This window comes from Mycobacterium sp. NGS18 (genome assembly GCF_059813185.1).
This window is the reverse complement of the sequence record NZ_JCALEC010000010.1, coordinates 37,628-57,185: the sequence shown is the minus strand read 5'-3', so window position 1 is coordinate 57,185 and position 19,558 is coordinate 37,628. Positions and strand designations below refer to the sequence as shown.

14 protein-coding genes are annotated in these 19,558 nt (G+C 69.7%); 7 read left to right on the top strand and 7 right to left on the bottom strand.

The features are described 5' to 3' along the window. The first annotated feature begins 61 nt into the window (after positions 1-61). From guaA to AC5Y31_RS17540, 4 genes are all read left to right on the top strand, one after another. A complete protein-coding gene (guaA, locus tag AC5Y31_RS17555) occupies positions 62-1,624 on the top strand; it encodes a glutamine-hydrolyzing GMP synthase (protein WP_499981853.1) in 1,563 nt (520 codons plus the stop codon). Between the two features lie 145 nt (positions 1,625-1,769). After that, the gene (locus AC5Y31_RS17550; protein ID WP_499981852.1) at positions 1,770-2,687 is read left to right on the top strand and encodes an NAD-dependent epimerase/dehydratase family protein; all 918 of its coding nucleotides are present in this window, start codon (positions 1,770-1,772) and stop codon (positions 2,685-2,687) included. 176 nt (positions 2,688-2,863) lie between these two features. Further along, positions 2,864-3,559 (top strand): DnaE2-dependent mutagenesis accessory factor ImuA', encoded by a 696-nt coding sequence (imuA', locus tag AC5Y31_RS17545; RefSeq protein ID WP_065026122.1) that lies wholly within the window; start codon positions 2,864-2,866, stop codon positions 3,557-3,559. Between the two features lie 11 nt (positions 3,560-3,570). Beyond that, complete coding sequence (locus tag AC5Y31_RS17540; RefSeq protein ID WP_499981850.1) at positions 3,571-5,166, top strand: DNA polymerase Y family protein; 1,596 nt, start codon at positions 3,571-3,573, stop codon at positions 5,164-5,166. Between the two features lie 150 nt (positions 5,167-5,316). Here AC5Y31_RS17540 and AC5Y31_RS17535 read toward each other — a convergent pair whose 3' ends face one another. The 4 genes from AC5Y31_RS17535 to AC5Y31_RS17520 are packed head-to-tail and all read right to left on the bottom strand — an operon-like array spanning position 5,317 to position 9,711. Further along, complete coding sequence (locus tag AC5Y31_RS17535) at positions 5,317-6,270, bottom strand: nucleoside hydrolase (protein ID WP_499981849.1); 954 nt, start codon at positions 6,268-6,270, stop codon at positions 5,317-5,319. 1 nt (position 6,271) lies between these two features. Further along, complete coding sequence (locus AC5Y31_RS17530) at positions 6,272-8,302, bottom strand: SDR family oxidoreductase (protein WP_499981848.1); 2,031 nt, start codon at positions 8,300-8,302, stop codon at positions 6,272-6,274. A 31-nt stretch (positions 8,303-8,333) separates the two neighbouring features. Further along, entirely contained in the window at positions 8,334-8,993 is a 660-nt protein-coding gene (locus AC5Y31_RS17525) for a TMEM175 family protein (RefSeq protein WP_301633922.1), read from the bottom strand. 13 nt (positions 8,994-9,006) lie between these two features. Next, complete coding sequence (locus AC5Y31_RS17520; protein ID WP_065026127.1) at positions 9,007-9,711, bottom strand: histidine phosphatase family protein; 705 nt, start codon at positions 9,709-9,711, stop codon at positions 9,007-9,009. A 106-nt stretch (positions 9,712-9,817) separates the two neighbouring features. On the opposite strand from AC5Y31_RS17520, the gene AC5Y31_RS17515 reads away from it, so the two are divergent. Beyond that, a complete protein-coding gene (locus AC5Y31_RS17515) occupies positions 9,818-10,687 on the top strand; it encodes a MaoC/PaaZ C-terminal domain-containing protein (RefSeq protein ID WP_499981846.1) in 870 nt (289 codons plus the stop codon). 40 nt (positions 10,688-10,727) lie between these two features. On the opposite strand, the gene otsB is transcribed toward AC5Y31_RS17515, so the two are convergent. Further along, complete coding sequence (gene otsB / locus AC5Y31_RS17510; RefSeq protein ID WP_499981844.1) at positions 10,728-11,828, bottom strand: trehalose-phosphatase; 1,101 nt, start codon at positions 11,826-11,828, stop codon at positions 10,728-10,730. A gap of 70 nt (positions 11,829-11,898) precedes the next feature. On the opposite strand from otsB, the gene AC5Y31_RS17505 reads away from it, so the two are divergent. Then, positions 11,899-12,759 carry a universal stress protein gene (locus AC5Y31_RS17505; protein ID WP_499981841.1) on the top strand — a complete coding sequence of 287 codons (861 nt, stop codon included), beginning with the start codon at positions 11,899-11,901 and terminating at the stop codon, positions 12,757-12,759. A gap of 9 nt (positions 12,760-12,768) precedes the next feature. On the opposite strand, the gene AC5Y31_RS17500 is transcribed toward AC5Y31_RS17505, so the two are convergent. After that, a complete protein-coding gene (locus AC5Y31_RS17500; RefSeq protein WP_499981840.1) occupies positions 12,769-15,675 on the bottom strand; it encodes an MMPL/RND family transporter in 2,907 nt (968 codons plus the stop codon). Further along, positions 15,672-16,103, bottom strand: a complete 432-nt coding sequence (locus AC5Y31_RS17495) for an MmpS family transport accessory protein (protein ID WP_065026132.1) — start codon at positions 16,101-16,103, stop codon at positions 15,672-15,674. The genes AC5Y31_RS17500 and AC5Y31_RS17495 overlap by 4 nt, the downstream gene beginning before the upstream one ends. Before the next feature lie 111 nt (positions 16,104-16,214). Here AC5Y31_RS17495 and AC5Y31_RS17490 point away from each other — a divergent pair, with 111 nt between their 5' ends. Then, positions 16,215-19,517, top strand: coding sequence for an error-prone DNA polymerase (locus AC5Y31_RS17490; RefSeq protein ID WP_499981838.1), 3,303 nt, complete (start codon positions 16,215-16,217; stop codon positions 19,515-19,517). Positions 19,518-19,558 lie beyond the last annotated feature (41 nt).

The following is a 19,558-nucleotide window of genomic DNA, read 5'->3' as shown; positions in this document are numbered from 1 at the left end:
GTCCACTCCACCATGCCCGCCGTCGGATCGGCTGAGTTTTGCGGCCACTAAACTCTCTGCGGTGTCGTCCCCATCGTCTCGCCCCGTGTTGGTCATCGACTTCGGTGCGCAGTATGCCCAGCTGATCGCCCGCCGAGTCCGCGAGGCGCGGGTGTTCTCCGAAGTCGTCCCGCACACCGCGACCGTCGAGGAGATCGCCGCGCGCAACCCGCGGGCGATCGTGCTGTCCGGCGGGCCGGCCAGTGTCTACGCCGAAGGCGCCCCCTGGCTCGATCCGGCGCTGTTCGACCTCGAGGTGCCGGTGTTCGGCATCTGCTACGGCTTCCAGGCCATGGCGGCCGCACTCGGCGGCACCGTCGAGCGCACCGGAACCAGTGAATACGGCCGTACCGAGCTGAAAGTGACCGGCGGCGAACTGCATTCGGGCCTTCCGGTCACCCAGCCGGTGTGGATGAGCCACGGCGATGCGGTGACCGACGCCCCGGACGGGTTCGCGGTGGTGGCCGCCAGCGCCGGCGCCCCGGTGGCCGCGTTCGAGAACCGGGCCCGGCGGCTGGCCGGGGTGCAGTACCACCCGGAGGTGATCCACACCCCCTACGGGCAACGGGTGCTCAGCCGGTTCCTGCACGAGTTCGCCGGTATCGACGCGGCCTGGACGCCCGCCAACATCGCCGACGCGCTGATCGCGCAGGTGCGTTCGGAGATCGGTGACGGCCACGCCATCTGCGGGCTGTCCGGGGGAGTGGATTCCGCGGTGGCCGCGGCGCTGGTGCAGCGTGCCATCGGTGACCGGCTGACGTGTGTGTTCGTCGATCACGGGCTGTTGCGCGCCGGGGAGCGCGAGCAGGTGCAGGAGGACTTCGTCGCCGCCACCGGGGCACGGCTGGTCACCGTCGACGCCGCGGAGGTGTTCCTCGACGCGCTGGCGGGGGTGTCTGACCCCGAGGGCAAGCGAAAGATCATCGGCCGGCAGTTCATTCGCGCTTTCGAGGGCGCGGTGCGTGATCTGGATGCCGGCGAAGCCGGCAAAGGCGCAGATTTTCTGGTGCAGGGCACGCTGTATCCGGACGTGGTGGAATCCGGCGGGGGTGCCGGCACCGCGAACATCAAGAGCCACCACAATGTCGGCGGGCTGCCGGACGATTTGAAGTTCATTCTCGTCGAGCCGCTGCGGCTGCTGTTCAAGGATGAAGTGCGTGCGGTCGGGCGCGAATTGGGGCTGCCGGAGGAGATCGTTGAGCGCCAACCGTTCCCGGGCCCGGGGTTGGGGATCCGGATCGTCGGCGAGGTCACTTCTGAGCGGTTGGCGACGCTGCGTCAGGCCGACGCGATCGCCCGCGAGGAGTTGACCAGCGCGGGTCTGGACCATCAGATCTGGCAGTGCCCGGTGGTGCTGCTGGCCGACATCCGCTCGGTCGGGGTGCAGGGCGACGGCCGCACCTACGGACATCCGATCGTGCTGCGGCCGGTGTCCAGTGAGGACGCCATGACCGCCGACTGGACCCGGGTGCCCTACGAGGTGCTGGAGCGCATCTCCACCCGGATCACCAACGAGGTGGCCGAGGTCAACCGGGTGGTGCTGGACGTCACCAGCAAACCGCCGGGGACCATCGAGTGGGAGTGATTTCCAGGCCGCGCCGGCCCCGGGCCCGCGAGTAACAGCCGTCACTTGCGCACCCGCGGAGTTGGGGTGTGATGAGTTCGAATCGGATTGCGCCGGTGATATCACGAGTTTCCGGTGGGGACCGATACCAACGGAGGTGCGAGCAGTGCGCGTGTTCGTCACGGGTGGCACCGGCGCGATCGGTAGCCACACGGTGCCCGCGTTGATCGCCGCCGGGCACGAGGTCACGGCGATGGCCCGCAGCGACACCAAAGCGTCGGTTCTAGACAGCCAGGGCGCCAGGCCAATTCGCGTGTCCTTGTTCGACCGGGACGCACTTGCCAAAGCCTTCCATGGCCACGACGCGGTGGTGAATATGGCCTCCGCGCTCCCTTCTCCGCAGCAGTTCATTCTCCAATCCGCCTGGGCCGCATGCCAACGGATACGCACCGAGGGGTCGGCGACGGTCGTCGACGCAGCGCTGGCCGCAGCGGTCCCGCGAGTGGTGCAGGAGTCGGTGGCGATGATTTACCACGACGGCGGGGACCGCTGGCTCGACGAGGACTCGGCCGTGGACCACTATCCGATTGCATCGGGGAACCACGCCGCAGAATCCAGCGCCCGGCGATTCGCCGAAACCGGCGGTGACGCAGTGGTTCTGCGCTTCGGCCTGTTCTATGGGCCGGGCGCGGCCCACAGCGAACAGATCATGGGCCTGGCCCGTCACCACATCGCTTTCCAGGCCGGCCGCCGCGCGTCCTACCTGTCATCGATATATCTCCCTGATGCGGCCAGCGCCGTGATCGCCGCTCTGACATGCCGCGCCGGTACCTACAACGTCGTCGACGACGAGCCCGTCACCAAGAAGCAGCACACCCAAGCGCTGGCCGCGGCCGTCGGCGCCAAACCGCGGATCACCGGGCCGGGCCGGTTGGCCCTTTTGCTCGGGGATCGCAGCACATCGATGACCAGATCACTACGTGTCAGCAACGCGCGTTTCCGCGCGGTCGCGGGCTGGGCGCCCCGGTACCCGAGCGTGCGAGAAGGGTATCGGGCGATGGCCGCCGGCGCCCCTTCGCGATAGCGCATGCGCTAGCTGTTTCGGAAAGATCTCACACCTCCTGACGCGGTGCGGATGTGACTCCCGGGGTCGGTGATACCCCCTGAGGTGGCCCGGCTTGACGGTTGTCGGTGGGGAAGTGTTCACTCGGGCCTATCGAACACAGTTTCGAACTGAGGCGAGTTTTCCCGGAGGCGATCATGACGGCGGCGGTGGACTTGGGGCAACGTCCCAGCAGCCCTGAAAATCGAGCTGACCAGCTGGAACAGCTGCGCCGGCAGATGGCGGCGGTGGCCGGGAAAGTAGGCGCCGGGCGGCGGGGAGTGGTCTCGGCTGCTCCGGCTGCCCAGGCTTTCGAGGCCGCGCTGCCGGTCCCGCCGCTGCTGGCCGGGGTGCTGCCCGCGGGATTGCCGCGGGGCACGGTGGCGGTGCTGTCGGGAGCCCGCTCGTTGACGCTGGGCATGGTGGCCGCGGTGACGGCGGCCGGCGGTAACGCGGCCATCGTCGGCCAGCCGGACACCGGCCTGCTGGCCGCAGCGGAGATGGGCGCCGATCTGAGCCGGCTCGCGGTGATCCCCGACCCCGGCAACGATCCGGTGGAGGTGGCCACGGTGCTGATGGACGGCATGGATCTGGTGGCGCTCGGCCTGGGCGGCCGCTGCGTACCGCCGGCGCGCACCCGGGTGGTGCTGGCACGGGCCCGCCACCGGGGCTGCGCCCTGCTGATCTCCGGCGGTGACTGGCAGGGTGCGGCGCTTCGGCTGGACGCCCGGGTGAGCGGCTACGAGGTGATAAGCGGGGGCTGTGCGGCACGCCCAGGCTTCGGGCGGATCGGTGCGGTGCGGCTCGAGGTGCAGGCCCGCGGGGGCGCGGCCGGGCGAACCAGGGCCGGGTAGCGGGTCTTCTCATGGCTGACTCCCGAGTGCTGGCGCTCTGGTGCATGGACTGGCCCGCCGTTGCCGCGGCGGTCGCGGCGGGCCTACCGGCCACCGCACCGATCGCGGTCACCCTGGCCAACCGGGTGATCGCCTGCTCGGCGGGTGCCCGCGCGGCCGGGGTGCGGCGCGGGCTGCGGCGCCGCGAGGCGGCGGCCCGCTGTCCGCCGCTGCATGTGGTGGCCGCCGACACCGACCGCGACGCCCGGCTGTTCGAGCCGGTCCTGGCCGCGGTCGACGAACTGGTGCCGGCCGCCGAGGTGTTGCGGCCCGGGCTGCTGGTGGTGTCGGTGCGCGGGGCGGTCCGGGCGTTCGGCTCCGAGGAACAAGCCGCCGAACGCCTCGTCGACGCGGTGGCCGCCGCCGATGTCGAATGCCAGGTGGGGATCGCCGATGGGCTCTCAGCCGCGGTGCTCGCCGCGCGCGCTGGTGCTGTGGTGCCGCCCAGGGGAGACGCCCGATTCCTGTCGGCGTTGTCGATCCGGCAACTGGCCGCCGAGCCCAGCCTGTCCGGGCCCGGGCGCGACAGCCTCGTCGATCTGTTGTGGCGCTTGGGTATTCGTAGCATCGGGCAATTCGCCGCGTTACCGCGCCCGGACGTGACATCGCGGTTCGGTCCCGATGCGCTCATCGCGCACCGGTTCGCCCGCGGCGAGCCGGAACGCGGGCCGTCCGGGCGGGAGCCGGCACCGGATCTCGATGCCGTGCTGCACTGCGATCCGCCGATCGACCGGGTCGACGCCGCGGCGTTCGCGGGCCGCTCACTGGCCGGTGTGCTGCACCGGACGTTGATGGCCGCCGGCGTCGGTTGCACCCGGCTGGCCATTCACGCCGTCACCGACACCGGGGAAGAGCTGACCCGGGTGTGGCGCTGCGCCGAGCCGTTGACCGAGGACGCCACCGCCGACCGGGTGCGCTGGCAGCTGGACGGCTGGCTGAACAGCCGGGTCAGCAGGGACCGGCCCACCGGTCCGATCACGCTGCTGCGGCTGCAGCCGGTGGAGGTGCTCTCGGCGACCGAGGCGCTGCAGCTGCCGCTGTGGGGAGGGCTCGGCGAGGAGGATCGGCTGCGTGCCCGCCGGGCGCTGGTGCGGGTACAGGGCCTGCTCGGCCCGGAGGCGGTGCGGGTGCCGGTGCTGTCCGGTGGCCGCGGCCCGGCGGAGCGCATCACCTTGACCCCGCTGGGAGATGAGCCGGTGCCACTGGCCGACCCGCGCCAGCCGTGGCCCGGCCGGCTCCCCGAGCCGTCGCCGTCGGTGCTGCTCGATGACCCGGTGGAACTGCTTGACGCCGAACGGAATCCGATCCGGGTGACCGGCCGGGGGCTGTTCTCCGCCGACCCGGTATGGCTGGTCGCCCGGGGTCGTGACGACCGGCTGCGCTGGTGGGCCGGGCCCTGGCCGGTCGACGAGCGGTGGTGGGACCCGCAGCGGGAAGGCCCGGGATCGGGGCGCACCGCCCGGGTCCAGGCGCTGCTGGAGGAGTCGCCGGATGACGGCGCGCCCGGCGCGGCACTGCTGCTGTGCTACCGGCTGCGGCGCTGGTATCTGGAGGGCAGCTATGAGTGAGGAGGCACTCAGCCCAGCCGGCGGGCCAATGCGCCGACTCGGCCGCCCCACCTTCTTCGCCCAACGTGTAACCACTGCGAAAAACTGCGCCTCAAATCGCAGTGGTTACACGCTCGGCGGGATGGGGTTGGGGATGGGGCGGGGAGGCACTCAGCCCAGCCGGCGGGCTAATGCGCCGACTCGCTGCACGAACCGGTCGAAGAACGCGACCGGGTCGACACCGACACCGATCAGCGCGTTGGGCTGCGCGGCGTCCCAGTCGGGAATCGTCCGCCCGCGCACCGCCGCGGGTTCGACCTCAACGTGTACTGCGGCCGGGCGGGTGGTCACCAGTTCGGGCTCCAGCGCGATCGCCGCGGCCAGCGGATCGTGCAGATACGCTAGGTATCCGTGGCCGCGGGCATCGTGCGCCTCGAAATAGAACCGCAGCGCGTCATCGAGCAGCCGGGCCACCGGATTGTCCGCCGGTGCCGGCAGCTGACCCAGGATTGCCGGCGTGATCGCGATCTGACGGGTCAGATCCAGCCCGCACACGATCGGAAGTCGTTGCGGTGCAACAGCTGCCCAGGCCGTGAACACCTCGGCGGCCGCCTCGGGATCGAACCCGATGTTGAACTCGGACCGACCGGCCCGCTCGCCGGAGAACGCGCCGCCCATGATCACCAGCCGGCGCAGCAGCGTGGGCAGTGCGGGTTCGGCCCGCAGCGCCAGGGCCAGGTTGGTCAGCGGGCCGGTGGCCAGCCCGATCAGCTGCCCCGGATGTGCCCGTGCGGCAGCGACCCACGCTGTGGCGGCGTCGTATCCGGTGAGCCGGCCGCTGCCGGCCGGCAACTCGGCGTATCCGAGGCCCTGCGGCCCGTGGATGTTCTCCGCGGTATGGACCGGACCGTTCAGCGGTGCGTCGGCGCCCCGCGACACCGGAACCCCGGTTGCCTCACACAGTTCCAGCAGGGCCAGGTTGTTGCGGCAGACTTGGTGCACCGCAACGTTTCCGCCGGTGCAGGCCAGACCGACGAGTTCGGTATCCGGGCTGGCCAGCAGATACACCAGTGCGACCGCGTCGTCGACGCCGGTGTCGACGTCGGCGAAGACCTGGAGGCTCACATCACCAGTGCACGCCGGGCAGCGACCGCACCGCCCGCTTGACCGGGCGGGGCATGCGCACCCGGGCGATCGCCCGGGCCGGCCGCTTCGGGTGACGGCGTACCGGTTGTGCCGCAACGGATGCAACGGTTTCAGTGGGCGCCACCCCGCGCGCGGCGGCCGAGTCCGGGTAGCCCAGGTAGAGCTGGTGCAGCAGCCGGCGGGCCAGCCGGGGAGTGAGGTAGTTGCCGGCGTCGGCCAAAGTGCCCAGCGGGGTGTCGATCCGGTCCGGCTTCTCGATCAGACCTCGTACCACCATGGCCGCCGCGTGCTCGGCACTGATCGCCCCCATCGGAACCAGTTTTCCGGTCGGCGCGATCATCGGGGTGGCCACCAGCGGCATGTGGATGGTGGTGAACGTGATGTGATCCGACAGCGTCTCGGTCGACACCACGTCGGCGAACGCGTCCAGCGCCGCCTTGGTGGGCACATACGCGCTGTATTTCGGGCTGTGGGCCAGCACTCCTTCGCTGGAGACGTTGACGACGTGGCCGAACCGGCGTTCCCGCCAGTGCGGCAGCAGCGCCAGCACCATCCGCACCGCACCGAAGTAGTTGACCGCCATGGTGCGCTCGTAGTCGTGCAGCCGGTCGGTTGAATTGACCACCGAGCGGCGGATCGACCGGCCGGCGTTGTTCACCAGGTAGTCGACATGCCCGAACCGGCCCAGGATGTCCTTGACGGTGTGCTCCACCGACGCCGAGTCGGTGACGTCGCAGGTGAACGCATGGGCCTGCCCGCCTGCGGCCCGGATCCCGGCCACCAGCTCGTCGAGCGCCTCGCCGCTGCGGGCCAGCGCGAAGACCGTGCCGCCGCGCTCGGCGACAGCGATCGCCGAAGCCCGGCCGATGCCGCTGGACGCCCCGGTGATGACGACGTGCCGCCCGACCAGCGGGCCGGCCGGATCGTCGCGGCGGGCGCGGTCGGGATCCAGGTGCGCCGCCCAGTACCGCCACAGCCTCGGTGCGTAGTCGGCGAACTCGGGCAGCCGGACGGCGCCGTTCAGCGCCGCGTGGGTGGCGTCGGCGACGAACGTCGGCCGCAGGTTCACCAGGTCGAGGACCTCGCCGGGAAGGCCCACCTGGGTGGCCAGCATGTTGCGCCACACCCGCGCTCGCCCGCCGACGTTGAGCACCGGGGCCGCCACCGCGCCGGGCAGCGTGGCGCGCAGCGGGGGCAGCCCGGCCTCTCGGGCGACGGCCCGGTAGATCTCGGGCAGTCCAATGGATTTCGGCGCCGTCAGGTGGAAAGTGCGCCCGTCCCAGGAGGAGGGGGATGGGCCGTCGGCGTGCATCAGCACGATCAGCGCATCAACGACGTAGTCGACCGGAACGACGTTGGTGCGTCCGGTGTGAGGCACCGCCATCGGGGTGAGCCGGGGCAGCGCCGCCAGCTTGGCCAGCAGCGGGAAGAAGTAGTACGGCCCGTCGACCTTGTCCATCTCGCCGGTGTGCGAATCGCCCACCACCACCGCCGGTCGGTACACCCGGTAGCGCAGTCCCGGCGTCGAGCGCACCAATTGTTCGGCCTCGAACTTGGTTTGGTGATACGGGGTCGGCAATTGTTGTCCGATGTCGAAGTCGTCTTCGGTGAACTCGCCGGCGTAGTCGCCGGCCACCGCGATCGAGGACACGTGCGCCAAGGTGGCGTCGAGCCGTTTCGCCAGCCCGATCACCGCGCGAGTGCCGTCGACATTGGCTGCCTGCTGTTCGGCCGCGCCGGCGGTGATGTCGTAGATGGCCGCACAGTGCAGCACGTGATCGATGCCGCCGAGTTCGGCGATCACCGTGTCGGTCAGCCCGAGGTTCTCCGCAGTCAGGTCGCCGACCAGGGGTTTCACCCGCTCGCCCCAGTCGGCTGCGAGCCGCTCGAAGCGGCTCAGCGAGGCGCGGCGCACCAGCACCCACACCTGCGCATCGGGACTGTGCTCCAGGATTCGGGCCACCGCCCGCCGCCCAATAAACCCGGTACCGCCGGTAACGACATAACGCATGCGGCCATGGTGGTCGCTTCGATCGGCTACGTCAATGGTGAGTTGAGTCTCGCCGGCCCATCCCCGGGACAGTGACCGCATAGAAAGCCGGCATCACGACGAACACCGCCAGCGCGATCAGCGGCGACCACACGACACCGATCACGCCTGCCGCCAGGTAGGCGATGATCCCGACTATCGCCCGAAACCGTTGAGCCGCAAACCCTCGCGGATCCACATCGTCCTCGGCCAACCGGCCGGGGCGGCGGCTGACCTGGTCGAACAGCAGCAGCCAACTCGCGCACATCGCCGCCAGGATTCCGGCGTACAGCGCCACCGCGGTGCGGGCGTCGCCGCTGTCGGCGCCGTCGATGAACGCGCGGGAGAGCACCGCGGTGGGAAACGGGATGAGCGCGGTGGTGAACAGCAGGGCGATGTTGGCCAGATGTACGCCCTTGTCGACGTGTTTGATCGCGCTGAACGCCTGGTGGTGGTTGAGCCAGATCACCGCGACATAGCCGAACGACGCGACATAGCCGAGGTAGGCCGGCCACTGCCGGATCAGCCCGTCCAGCAGCGCCCCGGGGGCGTGCGCCGGTTCCTTGAGGTCGAGCACCAGCAGAGTCACCGCGATCGCGAAGACGCCGTCGCTGAACGCCTCCACCCGGCCGGTGTCGGTCAGGCGATCATCGGAGTCATCGGCCGCACTCATCAGCGCCCTGAACTCAGAACGCGCGAATGCCGTCCCAGTCCACCAGCTTCCAGCCGGTGCCCGGGCTGCCCTTGAGCACCACCCGGCCGAGGTTGGGCAGCGGGTGGTCGGTCATCAGCTCGTCACGCGGATTCTTGACGTTCATCAGGGTCCAGGTCATGATCGACGCCGCGTGCGAGATCGCCACCGGATTGGCATCGCCGCTGTCGTAGATCTGTTGCACCGCGGCGCTGAACTCTTCGTTGAACTGGTTGCCGTCGATCGAACCGGGAATGGCTGCGGTCCGCTGACCGTGAACCCAGGCTTGTGGGGCCAGCAGGTACGGCGCCTGGGCCACCGAGCCGGGTTTGTCGCCGAACCAGCCGGCACTGATCTCGCGCAGGCCGGGCAGGATCTGCACCTGCCGGCCCAACTCGCGCGCCAGCGGGGCGGCGGTCTGCTGACTGCGCGCCATCGAGGAGGCGTAGACGCCGTCGTAGTGGTTGCGCGAGAGCTGACCGGCGAACTCCTGGGCGTCGGCGCGGCCCTTCTCGGTCAGGCCCGGACCGGGCACCGCGGTGTCGACGATCCCGGCGGCGTTTGCTTCGGATTCCGCGTGCCGGATCAAGGTCAGGGTGATGGTGCGCGTATGCGGTGTCCCCGAACAGCCTCCGAGCACCAGGGCCGCGGCGAGCGCGGCCGCCACCATCGCGAACAACTTACTGCTGCGGTTCCCCATGCGCGTCCCCATGGCGACAGCCTGCCGTGTCGACGGCGCCGAGGAGGCCGGTTCTGCTGAAATGGTGAGGGCGAATCGCCTCCGACAACCGCCGTAAGGAGAACCCATGGCACTGGACCCGACAGCCATCGGCGTGACCACCGATCCGGTGCTGGTCGAATGGACCGATCGCGACACCATGCTCTATGCGCTCGGAGTCGGCGCCGGCACCGCCGACCTGGCGTTCACCACCGAGAACAGCCACGACATTGCCCAGCAGGTGCTGCCCACCTACGCCGTCATCTGCTGTCTGGGTTTTGCGGCCGCCGGCAAGATCGGCACGTTCAACCCGGCGTTGCTGCTGCACGGCTCCCAGGAGGTACGACTGTTCGCGCCGCTGCCCGCCTCCGGAAGCCTGCAGGTGGTCGCCGAGGTCGCCGACATCCAGGACAAGGGGGAGGGCAAGAACGCCGTCGTGATGCTGCGGGCACGCGGCACCGACCCCAGGACCTCCGAGCCGATCGCCGAGACGCTGACCACCGTGGTCATCCGCAAGGCCGGTGGTTTCGGCGGGGAGCCGGGGCAGCGGCCGGTCGCCCCGCAGATCCCCGACTCCGAGCCCGATGCCCGCATCGCGTATCCGACCCGGGAGGATCAGGCGCTGCTGTATCGGCTCTCCGGCGACCGCAACCCGCTGCACAGCGACCCCTGGTTCGCCACCACGCTGGCCGGTTTCCCCAAGCCGATCCTGCACGGGCTGTGCACCTACGGCTTCGCCGGCCGCGCGCTGGTCGCCGAACTCGGCGGCGGTGACGCCCACCGGGTCAGCGCGATCGCGGCGCGCTTCACCGACCCGGTCTTCCCGGGGGAGACGCTGACCACCTCGATCTGGCGGACCGAGCCGGGTAAGGCGGTGTTCCGCACCGAGGCTGCCGGCCCCGACGGTGGCAATGCGCGGGTGGTGCTCGACGACGGGGCTGCCGAATACCGGGACTGATTGCTCGGTCCGTTTGTCACTGTATTCACTGCGACGGGCTCTAAGCCTCCTCGCCGGCGAGCCGCTGCGCCAATCGGGCGGTGAACTCGGCAACGCGGGCCGGACTGTCCAGTGCGAACCGGGCGGCCGTGGCGCGGTCGCCGTCATCGCTGTGCCGCACCACGATCCCGGCACCCGACAACTCGGCCACCGCGTCGAACGCGTCTTCGTCGGTGATGTCGTCGCCGAGAAACAGCGGCGTCACCGGCTCCAACTGCTCCAGAATCCAGTGCAGCGTGCGGCCCTTGTCCCAGTCGATCTCCGGGCGCAGCTCGATCACCTCGCGCCCGGTCGTCACCCGCAGCCCACGCCGCCGGCCGGCCTCGCGCACCGTCGCCAGCACCTCTCCGACCCGATCCCGGGCGGCGTTGCGGTAGTGCACGGCGACCGCGAAACGCTTGTGCTCCACCATGACTCCTGGGATTTCGCCGAGCTGACCGTGAAGTGAACCGGCCGCCGCCGACAGCAGGAACACCGCGCCCGTGGCGGCATCGTTCTGGTGATGGGCACCGTCGGGTCCGGTCATCTCGAAGCCGTGACTGCCGGCATACCAGATCCCGTCCAGTCCGACCCGTTCGCGCACGTCGGCCAGATCGCGGCCGGACAGCACCGCGACGGGGCAGCGGGCGGCCAACGCGGCCAACGCATCCAGCGCGCCGGCAACCGGCCGGGCCGCGTCGGGATCGTCGACGATCTCCGACAACGTGCCGTCGAAGTCGAAGAACACCGCCGGGCGAGTGAGCTCGCCCAGCTCCGGGGCGGTCATCGCGTCGGGCAACGCTGACATCGGCCGGTCGCCGGTGCGCACCGCGACCTGGTCCGGGTCGGCCACCGCCGCGTCGGCGCCGTCGAACCCGACGCCGATCACCAGGGCGAAACCCGCACTGCGAGCCGTGTTTACGTCCGATTCCGAGTCGGTGAGCACCACGCACCGGCCCGGCCGCACCCGCAATTCGGCGGCCGCGGACACCAGCTCGGCGCTCGATGCCACCGGCTGCGCCCGCACCCCGGCCTGCTGCAGCCGCGCGGTCAGCGCCGCAGCGCCGTCGTCGAGGCGCAGCAGCACCGCGTCGTGCCGGCGTGGATCGATCGTGATGGACAACGTGCGGACCGCCTTCCTTGAGTTCAACGGTGGCTAGGCACCACGGTGTCACACCGCTTAGCGTGGAGGGGTGAACCCTGGAATCCTCGTCGGTGTCGACGGATCGCCGTCGTCGAACGCTGCGGTCGAGTGGGCGGCCCGCGATGCCGTCCTGCACAACCTGCCGCTGTCCCTGGTCCATGTGCTGGCTCCGCCGGTGGTGATGACGTTCCCCGAGACGCCGATGCCGCCCGGCTACACCGAGTGGCAGCACGAACAGGGCGAACGCCACCTGCGCGAAGCCGTCGCGATCGCCGCGACCCAGGGCGCGGATCTGCCGGTGGACGCCGAGATCGTGGTCGGCTCGACGGTTCCGGTGCTGGTGGACCTGAGCCGCGACGCCGCCCGGCTGGTGGTCGGATCTCGCGGACACGGGCTGCTGCGTCGCAGCCTGCTCGGCTCGGTCAGCTCGTCACTGGTCCGGCATGCGCACTGCCCGGTCGTGGTCCTGCACGAGGAGCAAGAGCGCTCCGACACCGCACCGGTGGTGATCGGCATCGACGGGTCCCCGGTCTCGGAGGCCGCGACGGCGGTGGCGTTCGAGGAGGCGTCGCTGCGCGGGGTGGAGCTGGTGGCGGTGTACGCCTGGCACGACACCGGCGTGCTCGATTTCCCCGGGGTCGACGCGGCCGCAATGGAATCCGACGGTGAACTGGCCCTGGCCGAGCGGCTGGCCGGCTGGCGGGAGCGCTACCCCGACGTCACGGTGCGCCGCGTGGTGGTCTGCGACCGGCCGGCCGACCAACTGGTCGAGCAGTCGCAGCAGGCGCAGCTGGTCGTGGTGGGCAGCCACGGCCGCGGCGGCTTCACCGGCATGCTGCTGGGCTCGGTCAGCCTGGCGGTGGTGCAGTCGGCGCATGCGCCGGTGCTGGTGGTGCGCCCGGAGTCCTAGCCGCCGGGCTCAGACCCGGTCGATGGACACCGGGCTGGTGGGTGCGGTCGGCGAGACCTGCTGTGCCACCGGACTCGGCCGCGACCACACTCGCTGCGGCCACCAGAACCAGCGGCCCAGCAGCGCGGCGATCGACGGCGTCATGAACGACCGGATCACCAGCGTGTCGATGATCAGGCCCAGCCCGATGGTGGAGCCCACCTGGCCGATCACCCGCAGTTCGGACACCAGCATCGACATCATGGTGAAGGCGAACACCAGGCCCGCCGAGGTCACCACCGAGCCACTGCCGCCCATGGCGCGGATGATGCCCGTCTTGAGCCCGCCGTGCATCTCCTCCTTCATCCGGGAGACCAGCAGCAGGTTGTAGTCCGAGCCGACCGCCAACAGGATGATCACACTCATCGCCAGCACCATCCAGTGCAGATGCAGCCCGATGATGTGCTGCCAGACCAGCACCGAGATCCCGAATGAGGTGCCCAGGGAGAGCAGCACGGTGCCGACGATCACGGCCGAGGCCACCACCGCCCGGGTGATCAGCAGCATGATGATGAAGATCAGGCACAGCGAGGCGATGCCCGCGATCATCAGGTCCCAGGCCGACCCGTCCTTCATGTCCTTGAACATGGCCGCGGTGCCGCCGAGATAGACCCGGGAGCCCTCCAGCGGGGTGCCCTTGAGCGCCTCGTGCACGGCGTGCTTGATCGGCTCGATGTGGCTGACGCCCTCCGGGGACATCGGGTCGCCCTCGTGCGAGATGATGAACCGCACCGCATGTCCGTCCGGCGACAGGAACATCTTCATCCCGCGCTTGAAGTCGGGGTTGTCGAAGGCCTCCGGCGGCAGATAGAACGAGTCGTCGTTCTTGGAGTCGTCGAACGCCTTGCCCATGGCGTTCTGGCCCTCCATCATCTTCTCCATCTGCAGCTGCAGGCCCTCCATGGTGGACTGCATCTTCAGCTGGGTGGTCCGCATGTTTTCCATGGTCTCGATCATCGGCGGCATGATCTCGAGCATCCGGGGCATCAGCCGGTCGAGGTTGTCGATGTCGGGCAGCACCTTTTCGAAATCCTCGGTCATCGCGTCGATGCCGTCCATCATGTCGAAGATGGACCGGATCGACCAGCAGATCGGGATGTCGAAGCAGTGTGGCTCCCAATAGAAGTAGCTGCGCATCGGGCGCCACATGTCGTCGAAGTCGGCCATCTCGTCGCGCAGCTTCTGAATGTCGCCGAGCATGATGTGCATCTTTTGGGCCATGCTGTGGGTGGTCGCCGACATCTCGCGGGTCACCTCGAGCATCGCCTTCATGCTGTCGACGGAGACACGCATGTCCTCACCCATTTTCAGCATGTTCCGCATGCTGTCGAGCTGGTACTTCATGTTCAGCTGCTGGGTGGTGCCCTGCATGCTGATCGCGAACGGGATCGTGGTGTGTTCGATCGGTGTGCCCAGCGGCCGGGTGATGGTCTGCACCCGTCCGACACCCGATACCTCGAACACCCGCTTGGCGATCCGGTTGATGACCAGGAAGTCGGCCGGGTTGCGCAGGTCGTGATCGGACTCGATCATCAGCAGTTCCGGATTCATCCGGGCCTGGGAGAAGTGCCGGTCGGCGGCGGCGTAACCGACGTTGGCGGGAATGTCGCTGGGCATGTACTCGCGGTCGTTGTAGTTGGTCTCATACCCCGGCAGGGTGAGCAGCCCGACCAGGCAGACCGCGGTGGTGGCCACCAGCACCGGCCCCGGCCAGCGCACGATCATCGCGCCGAGCCGCCGCCAGGCGCGGATCCGCATCCCCCGCTTGGGCTCGAGCATCCCGAAGCGGCTGGCCACCGCCACCACCGCGGCGCCGAAGGTCAGGGCCGCGAACGTCACCACCACCATGCCGATGGCCAGCGGGACACCCAGTGACTTGAAGTAGGGCAATCGGGTGAACGACAGGCAGAAGGTCGCGCCGGCGATGGTCAGGCCCGAGCCCAGGATCACGTGCGCGGTGCCGTGATACATGGTGTGGAAGGCCGACTCCTTGTCCTCGCCGAGCGACCGCGCCTCCTGATAGCGGCCGAGCAGGAAGATCGCGTAGTCCGTCGAGGCGGCGATGGCCAGCGTCACCAGCAGGTTCACCGCGAACGTCGACAGGCCGATGATGTTGTAGAAGCCGAGCACGGCCACCACGCCGCGGGCCGCGGCCAGTTCGAACACCACCATGCCCAGCACCAGCAGCACGGTGCCGATCGAGCGGTAGAAGTTCAGCAGCATCACGATGATCACCACGAACGTCAGCGAGGTGATGAGCTTGAGGCTGCGGTCGCCGGCGATGTGCTGATCGGCGTTGAGGGCGGCCCCGCCGGTGACGTAGGCCTGCACGCCGGGCGGTGCCGGGGTGTCGGCGATGATCTTCTGGACGGCCTTGACCGAGTCGTTGGCCAGGGTCTCGCCCATGTTGCCGGCCAGGTACACCTGCACGTAGGCGGCCTTGCCGTCCGGGCTCTGCGACCCCGCCGCGGTCAGCGGGTCACTCCAGAAGTCCTGGATGTGCTCGACGTGCTCGGTGTCGGCCTCCATCTTGGCGACCAGCTCGTCGTAGTAGCGGTGCGCGTCGTCACCGAGCGGCTCGTCGCCTTCGATCACCACCATCGCCGAGCTGTCGGACTTGAACTCGTCGAAGGTCTTGCCGATGCGCATCATCGAGATCATCGACGGGGCGTCTTTGGGGGCCATCGACACCGCGCGCATCGCCCCGACCTCGTCGAGTTGCGGCACGATCACGTTCACCAACACGGTGATCGCCAACCAGGCCAGGATGAGCGGTACCGCCAGCCGGCGGACCCATGTCGCTATGGCGCCGCGGTGGGGCGGCTGCGCTGCCGGCAGCGTCTCGGTCGGGGTGTCGTCGTTGAGGTGTTTGCTCATCCTGATTTCACAATGCAAAAGGTCTGGGCGCTCACGGGGCTGCTGGAGATTCGTTCGTCTTTGAGCTCGCCGTCGATGGTGACCCGGCAGCCGATGGTGCTGCCGTCACCCTGCGCGACGATGTTGGGGCTCACCGCCGGGTTGGTGGTCGACAGGGTGAGAGTCCACGGCAGGGCGGCGCCGTCGACCCGCTGCGGGAGAGCTTCCAAGTCGAGATAGTTGATGTCGGCGTAGGTCCCGTCCGGACTGAAGATGTCGTAGACCACGACCTTGGGGTGAAACGGCTTGGTGTCCTCGAACGGGGCGGCGCTATTGCCGCTGTCATCACCGCCGAAATAGCCGCGAATGCGATGCACGACGAACCCCCCCACCACGAGAACCAACACGATGAGCAGCGGTAACCACGCGCGTCTGACAACGCCGAACATCAAGAATTGCCTTTCGGGTGGTGCCGGAATCTGACACAGATTAGTGCATCAAAGTTCTTTCCAACACCCACGGGTGCGTGAATCGCACACACGTTCGATATCGTGGTGGGTGTGGGCTGGGGCAGTGGGCCGCCGAGCTGGGCGGAAATGGAGCGAGTGCTCAATGGTAAGCCTCGTCACACCGATCAGCCGGCCGGTGTGTCGGCCGATCACGGCCGGTCGACGCCGCGACCCGAGCGGCCCACGCCGGCCGGCCCGACGGTCCCTTATGCCGAGCTGCACGCGCACTCGGCCTACAGCTTCCTCGACGGGGCCAGCACTCCGCAGGAGCTGGTCGCCGAGGCCGCCCGGCTGGGCCTGCGGGCGATCGCGCTGACCGATCACAACGGTTTGTACGGGGTGGTGCGGTTCGCCGAGGCGGCCGCCGAACTGACCGCCGCGGGACACCAGATCGCCACCGTCTTCGGCGCCGAGCTGTCGCTGGGGGAGAAGGCCCGCACCGACGACCCGGACCCGCCCGGCCCGCACCTGCTGGTGCTGGCCCGCGGCCCGGAGGGCTACCGGCGGTTGTCGCGGCAGATCGCCGCCGCACACCTGGCCGGCGAAAAGGACAGGCCGCGTTTCGATCTGGATACGCTGACCGGCGCGGCGGGCGGGCACTGGCACATCCTGACCGGATGCCGCAAGGGGCACGTCCGCCAGGCGCTGGCCGCCGGTGGTCCGGACGCGGCGGCGACGGCGCTGGCCGACCTGGTCGACCGGTTCGGGGCCGAGCGGGTCAGTGTCGAGCTGACCCGGCACGGCGATCCCTACGACGACGAGCGCAACGCGGCCCTGGCGGCGCTGGCGCCCCGGTTCGGGGTTTCGCTGGTGGCCACCACCGCAGCGCATTTCGCCGGGCCGGACCGGGGCCGGCTGGCGATGGCGATGGGGGCGATCCGGGCCCGGCAGTCGCTGGATGCCGCCGCCGGCCGACTGGCCCCGCTGGGCGGCTCGCATCTGCGCTCCGGCGCGGAGATGGCCCGGCTGTTCGCGGCACACCCGTCGGCGGTGTCGGCCGCGGCCGAACTCGGCGAACAGTGCGCGTTCTCGCTGGCGCTGATCGCCCCGCAGCTGCCGCCGTTTGCCGTTCCGGACGGCCACACCGAGGACAGCTGGTTGCGGCAGCTGACCCTGGCCGGCGCCGCGGGCCGCTACGGCCCGCCCGGGCACGGGCCACGGGCTCGAAAAGCGTATGCCCAGATCGATCGCGAACTGGAAGTCATTGCGCAGCTGGGGTTTCCGGGATACTTCCTGGTGGTGCACGACATCACCCGGTTCTGCCGGGACAGCGACATCCTGTGCCAGGGCAGGGGATCGGCGGCCAACTCCGCGGTCTGCTATGCCCTCGGTATCACGGCGGTCGACCCGGTGGCCAATGGTTTGCTGTTCGAGCGGTTTTTGTCCCCGGCCCGCGACGGCCCGCCCGACATCGACATCGACATCGAGTCGGATCGCCGGGAAGAGGTGATCCAGTACGTCTACGACAAATACGGCCGCGACCACGCCGCCCAGGTCGCCAACGTCATCACCTACCGGAGTCGCAGCGCGGTGCGGGACATGGCCCGCGCGCTGGGCTACTCGCCGGGCCAGCAGGACGCCTGGAGCAAGCAGCTGGGCCGGTGGGGCGCATTGAGCCGCGCCGATGACGCCGATATCCAAGGCATACCCGAGCAGGTGATCGACTTGGCCACTCAGATCGCCGACCTGCCAAGGCATCTGGGCATCCACTCCGGCGGCATGGTGATCTGTGACCGCCCGATCGCCGACGTGTGCCCGGTGGAATGGGCGCGGATGCCCGGTCGCAGTGTGCTGCAGTGGGACAAAGACGACTGTGCGGCAATCGGTCTGGTGAAGTTCGACCTGCTGGGTCTGGGCATGCTCTCCGCGCTGCACTACGCGATCGACCTGGTGGCCGAGCACAAGGGCATCGAGGTGGACCTGGCCGCAATCGATCTGTCCGAGCCGGCGGTGTATGAGATGTTGTCCCGCGCCGACTCGGTCGGGGTGTTCCAGGTGGAGTCGCGCGCGCAGATGGCCACCCTGCCGCGACTGCGTCCCCGGGTGTTCTACGACCTGGTGGTGCAAGTGGCGCTGATCCGGCCCGGTCCGATCCAGGGCGGGTCGGTGCATCCCTACATTCGCCGCCGCAACGGCATCGACCCGGTGGCCTACGAGCATCCCTGCATGGAGCGGGCACTGCAGAAAACCCTGGGAATCCCCCTGTTTCAGGAGCAGCTGATGACGCTGGCGGTGGACTGCGCCGGATTCACCGCGGGCGAAGCCGACCAGCTGCGCCGCGCGATGGGCTCCAAGCGCTCCCCGGAGCGGATGCGCCGGCTGCGGGACCGGTTCTACAGCGGCATGGCCCAGTGTCACGGCATCACCGGCGCGACCGCCGACCGGATCTACGAAAAGCTGGAAGCCTTCGCCAACTATGGGTTTCCGGAGAGCCACGCGATGAGCTTCGCGTCACTGGTGTTCTACTCGGCCTGGTTCAAACTGCACCACCCGGCCGCGTTCTGCGCCGCACTGCTGCGGGCGCAGCCGATGGGCTTCTATTCACCGCAGTCGCTGGTCGCCGACGCCCGCCGGCACGGCGTCGTGGTGCACGGCCCGTGCGTCAACGCCAGCCTGGCGCACGCCACGCTGGAGCGCGACGGCACCCAGGTCCGGCTCGGGTTGGGCGCGGTCCGCGGCATCGGTGACGACCTCGCCGAGCGGCTGGTGGCCGACCGCGAGGCCCATGGTCCGTTCGCCTCGATGCTGGATCTGACCGCCCGGGTGCAGCTTTCGGGCCCGCAGGCCGAGGCGCTGGCGACCGCCGGCGCGTTCGGCTGCTTCGGCACGTCGCGGCGCGAGGCGTTGTGGGCGGCCGGGGCGGCGGCGGGCCAGCGGCCGGACCGGTTGCCCGGGGTGGGGGTGTCCGGCTGGGATGGGCACACGCCGGCGCTGCCCGGGATGAGCGAGATCGAACTGTCCGCCGCCGACGTGTGGGCCACCGGGGTGTCGCCGGACAGCTTCCCGACCCAGTTCCTGCGCGCCGACCTCGACGCGGCCGGGGTCATCCCGGCCGGGCAGCTCACCGCCGTCCCGGACGGCACCCGGGTGCTGGTGGCCGGTGCGGTGACGCACCGGCAGCGGCCGGCGACCGCCCGCGGGGTGACGTTCGTCAACCTCGAGGACGAGACCGGGATGGTCAACGTGCTGTGCACGCCGGGGGTGTGGACGCGCCATCGCCGGTTGGCGCAGACCGCGACGGCACTGCTGATCCGCGGGCGGGTGCAGAACGCCAGCGGGGCGGTCACCGTGCTGGCCGAGCGACTGGGCGCACTCGAGTTGGTGGTGGCGTCGCGCTCCCGCGACTTCCGGTGACGCCGGACCTGCCCCGAAACCCATCGCCGGCCGATTAAGCT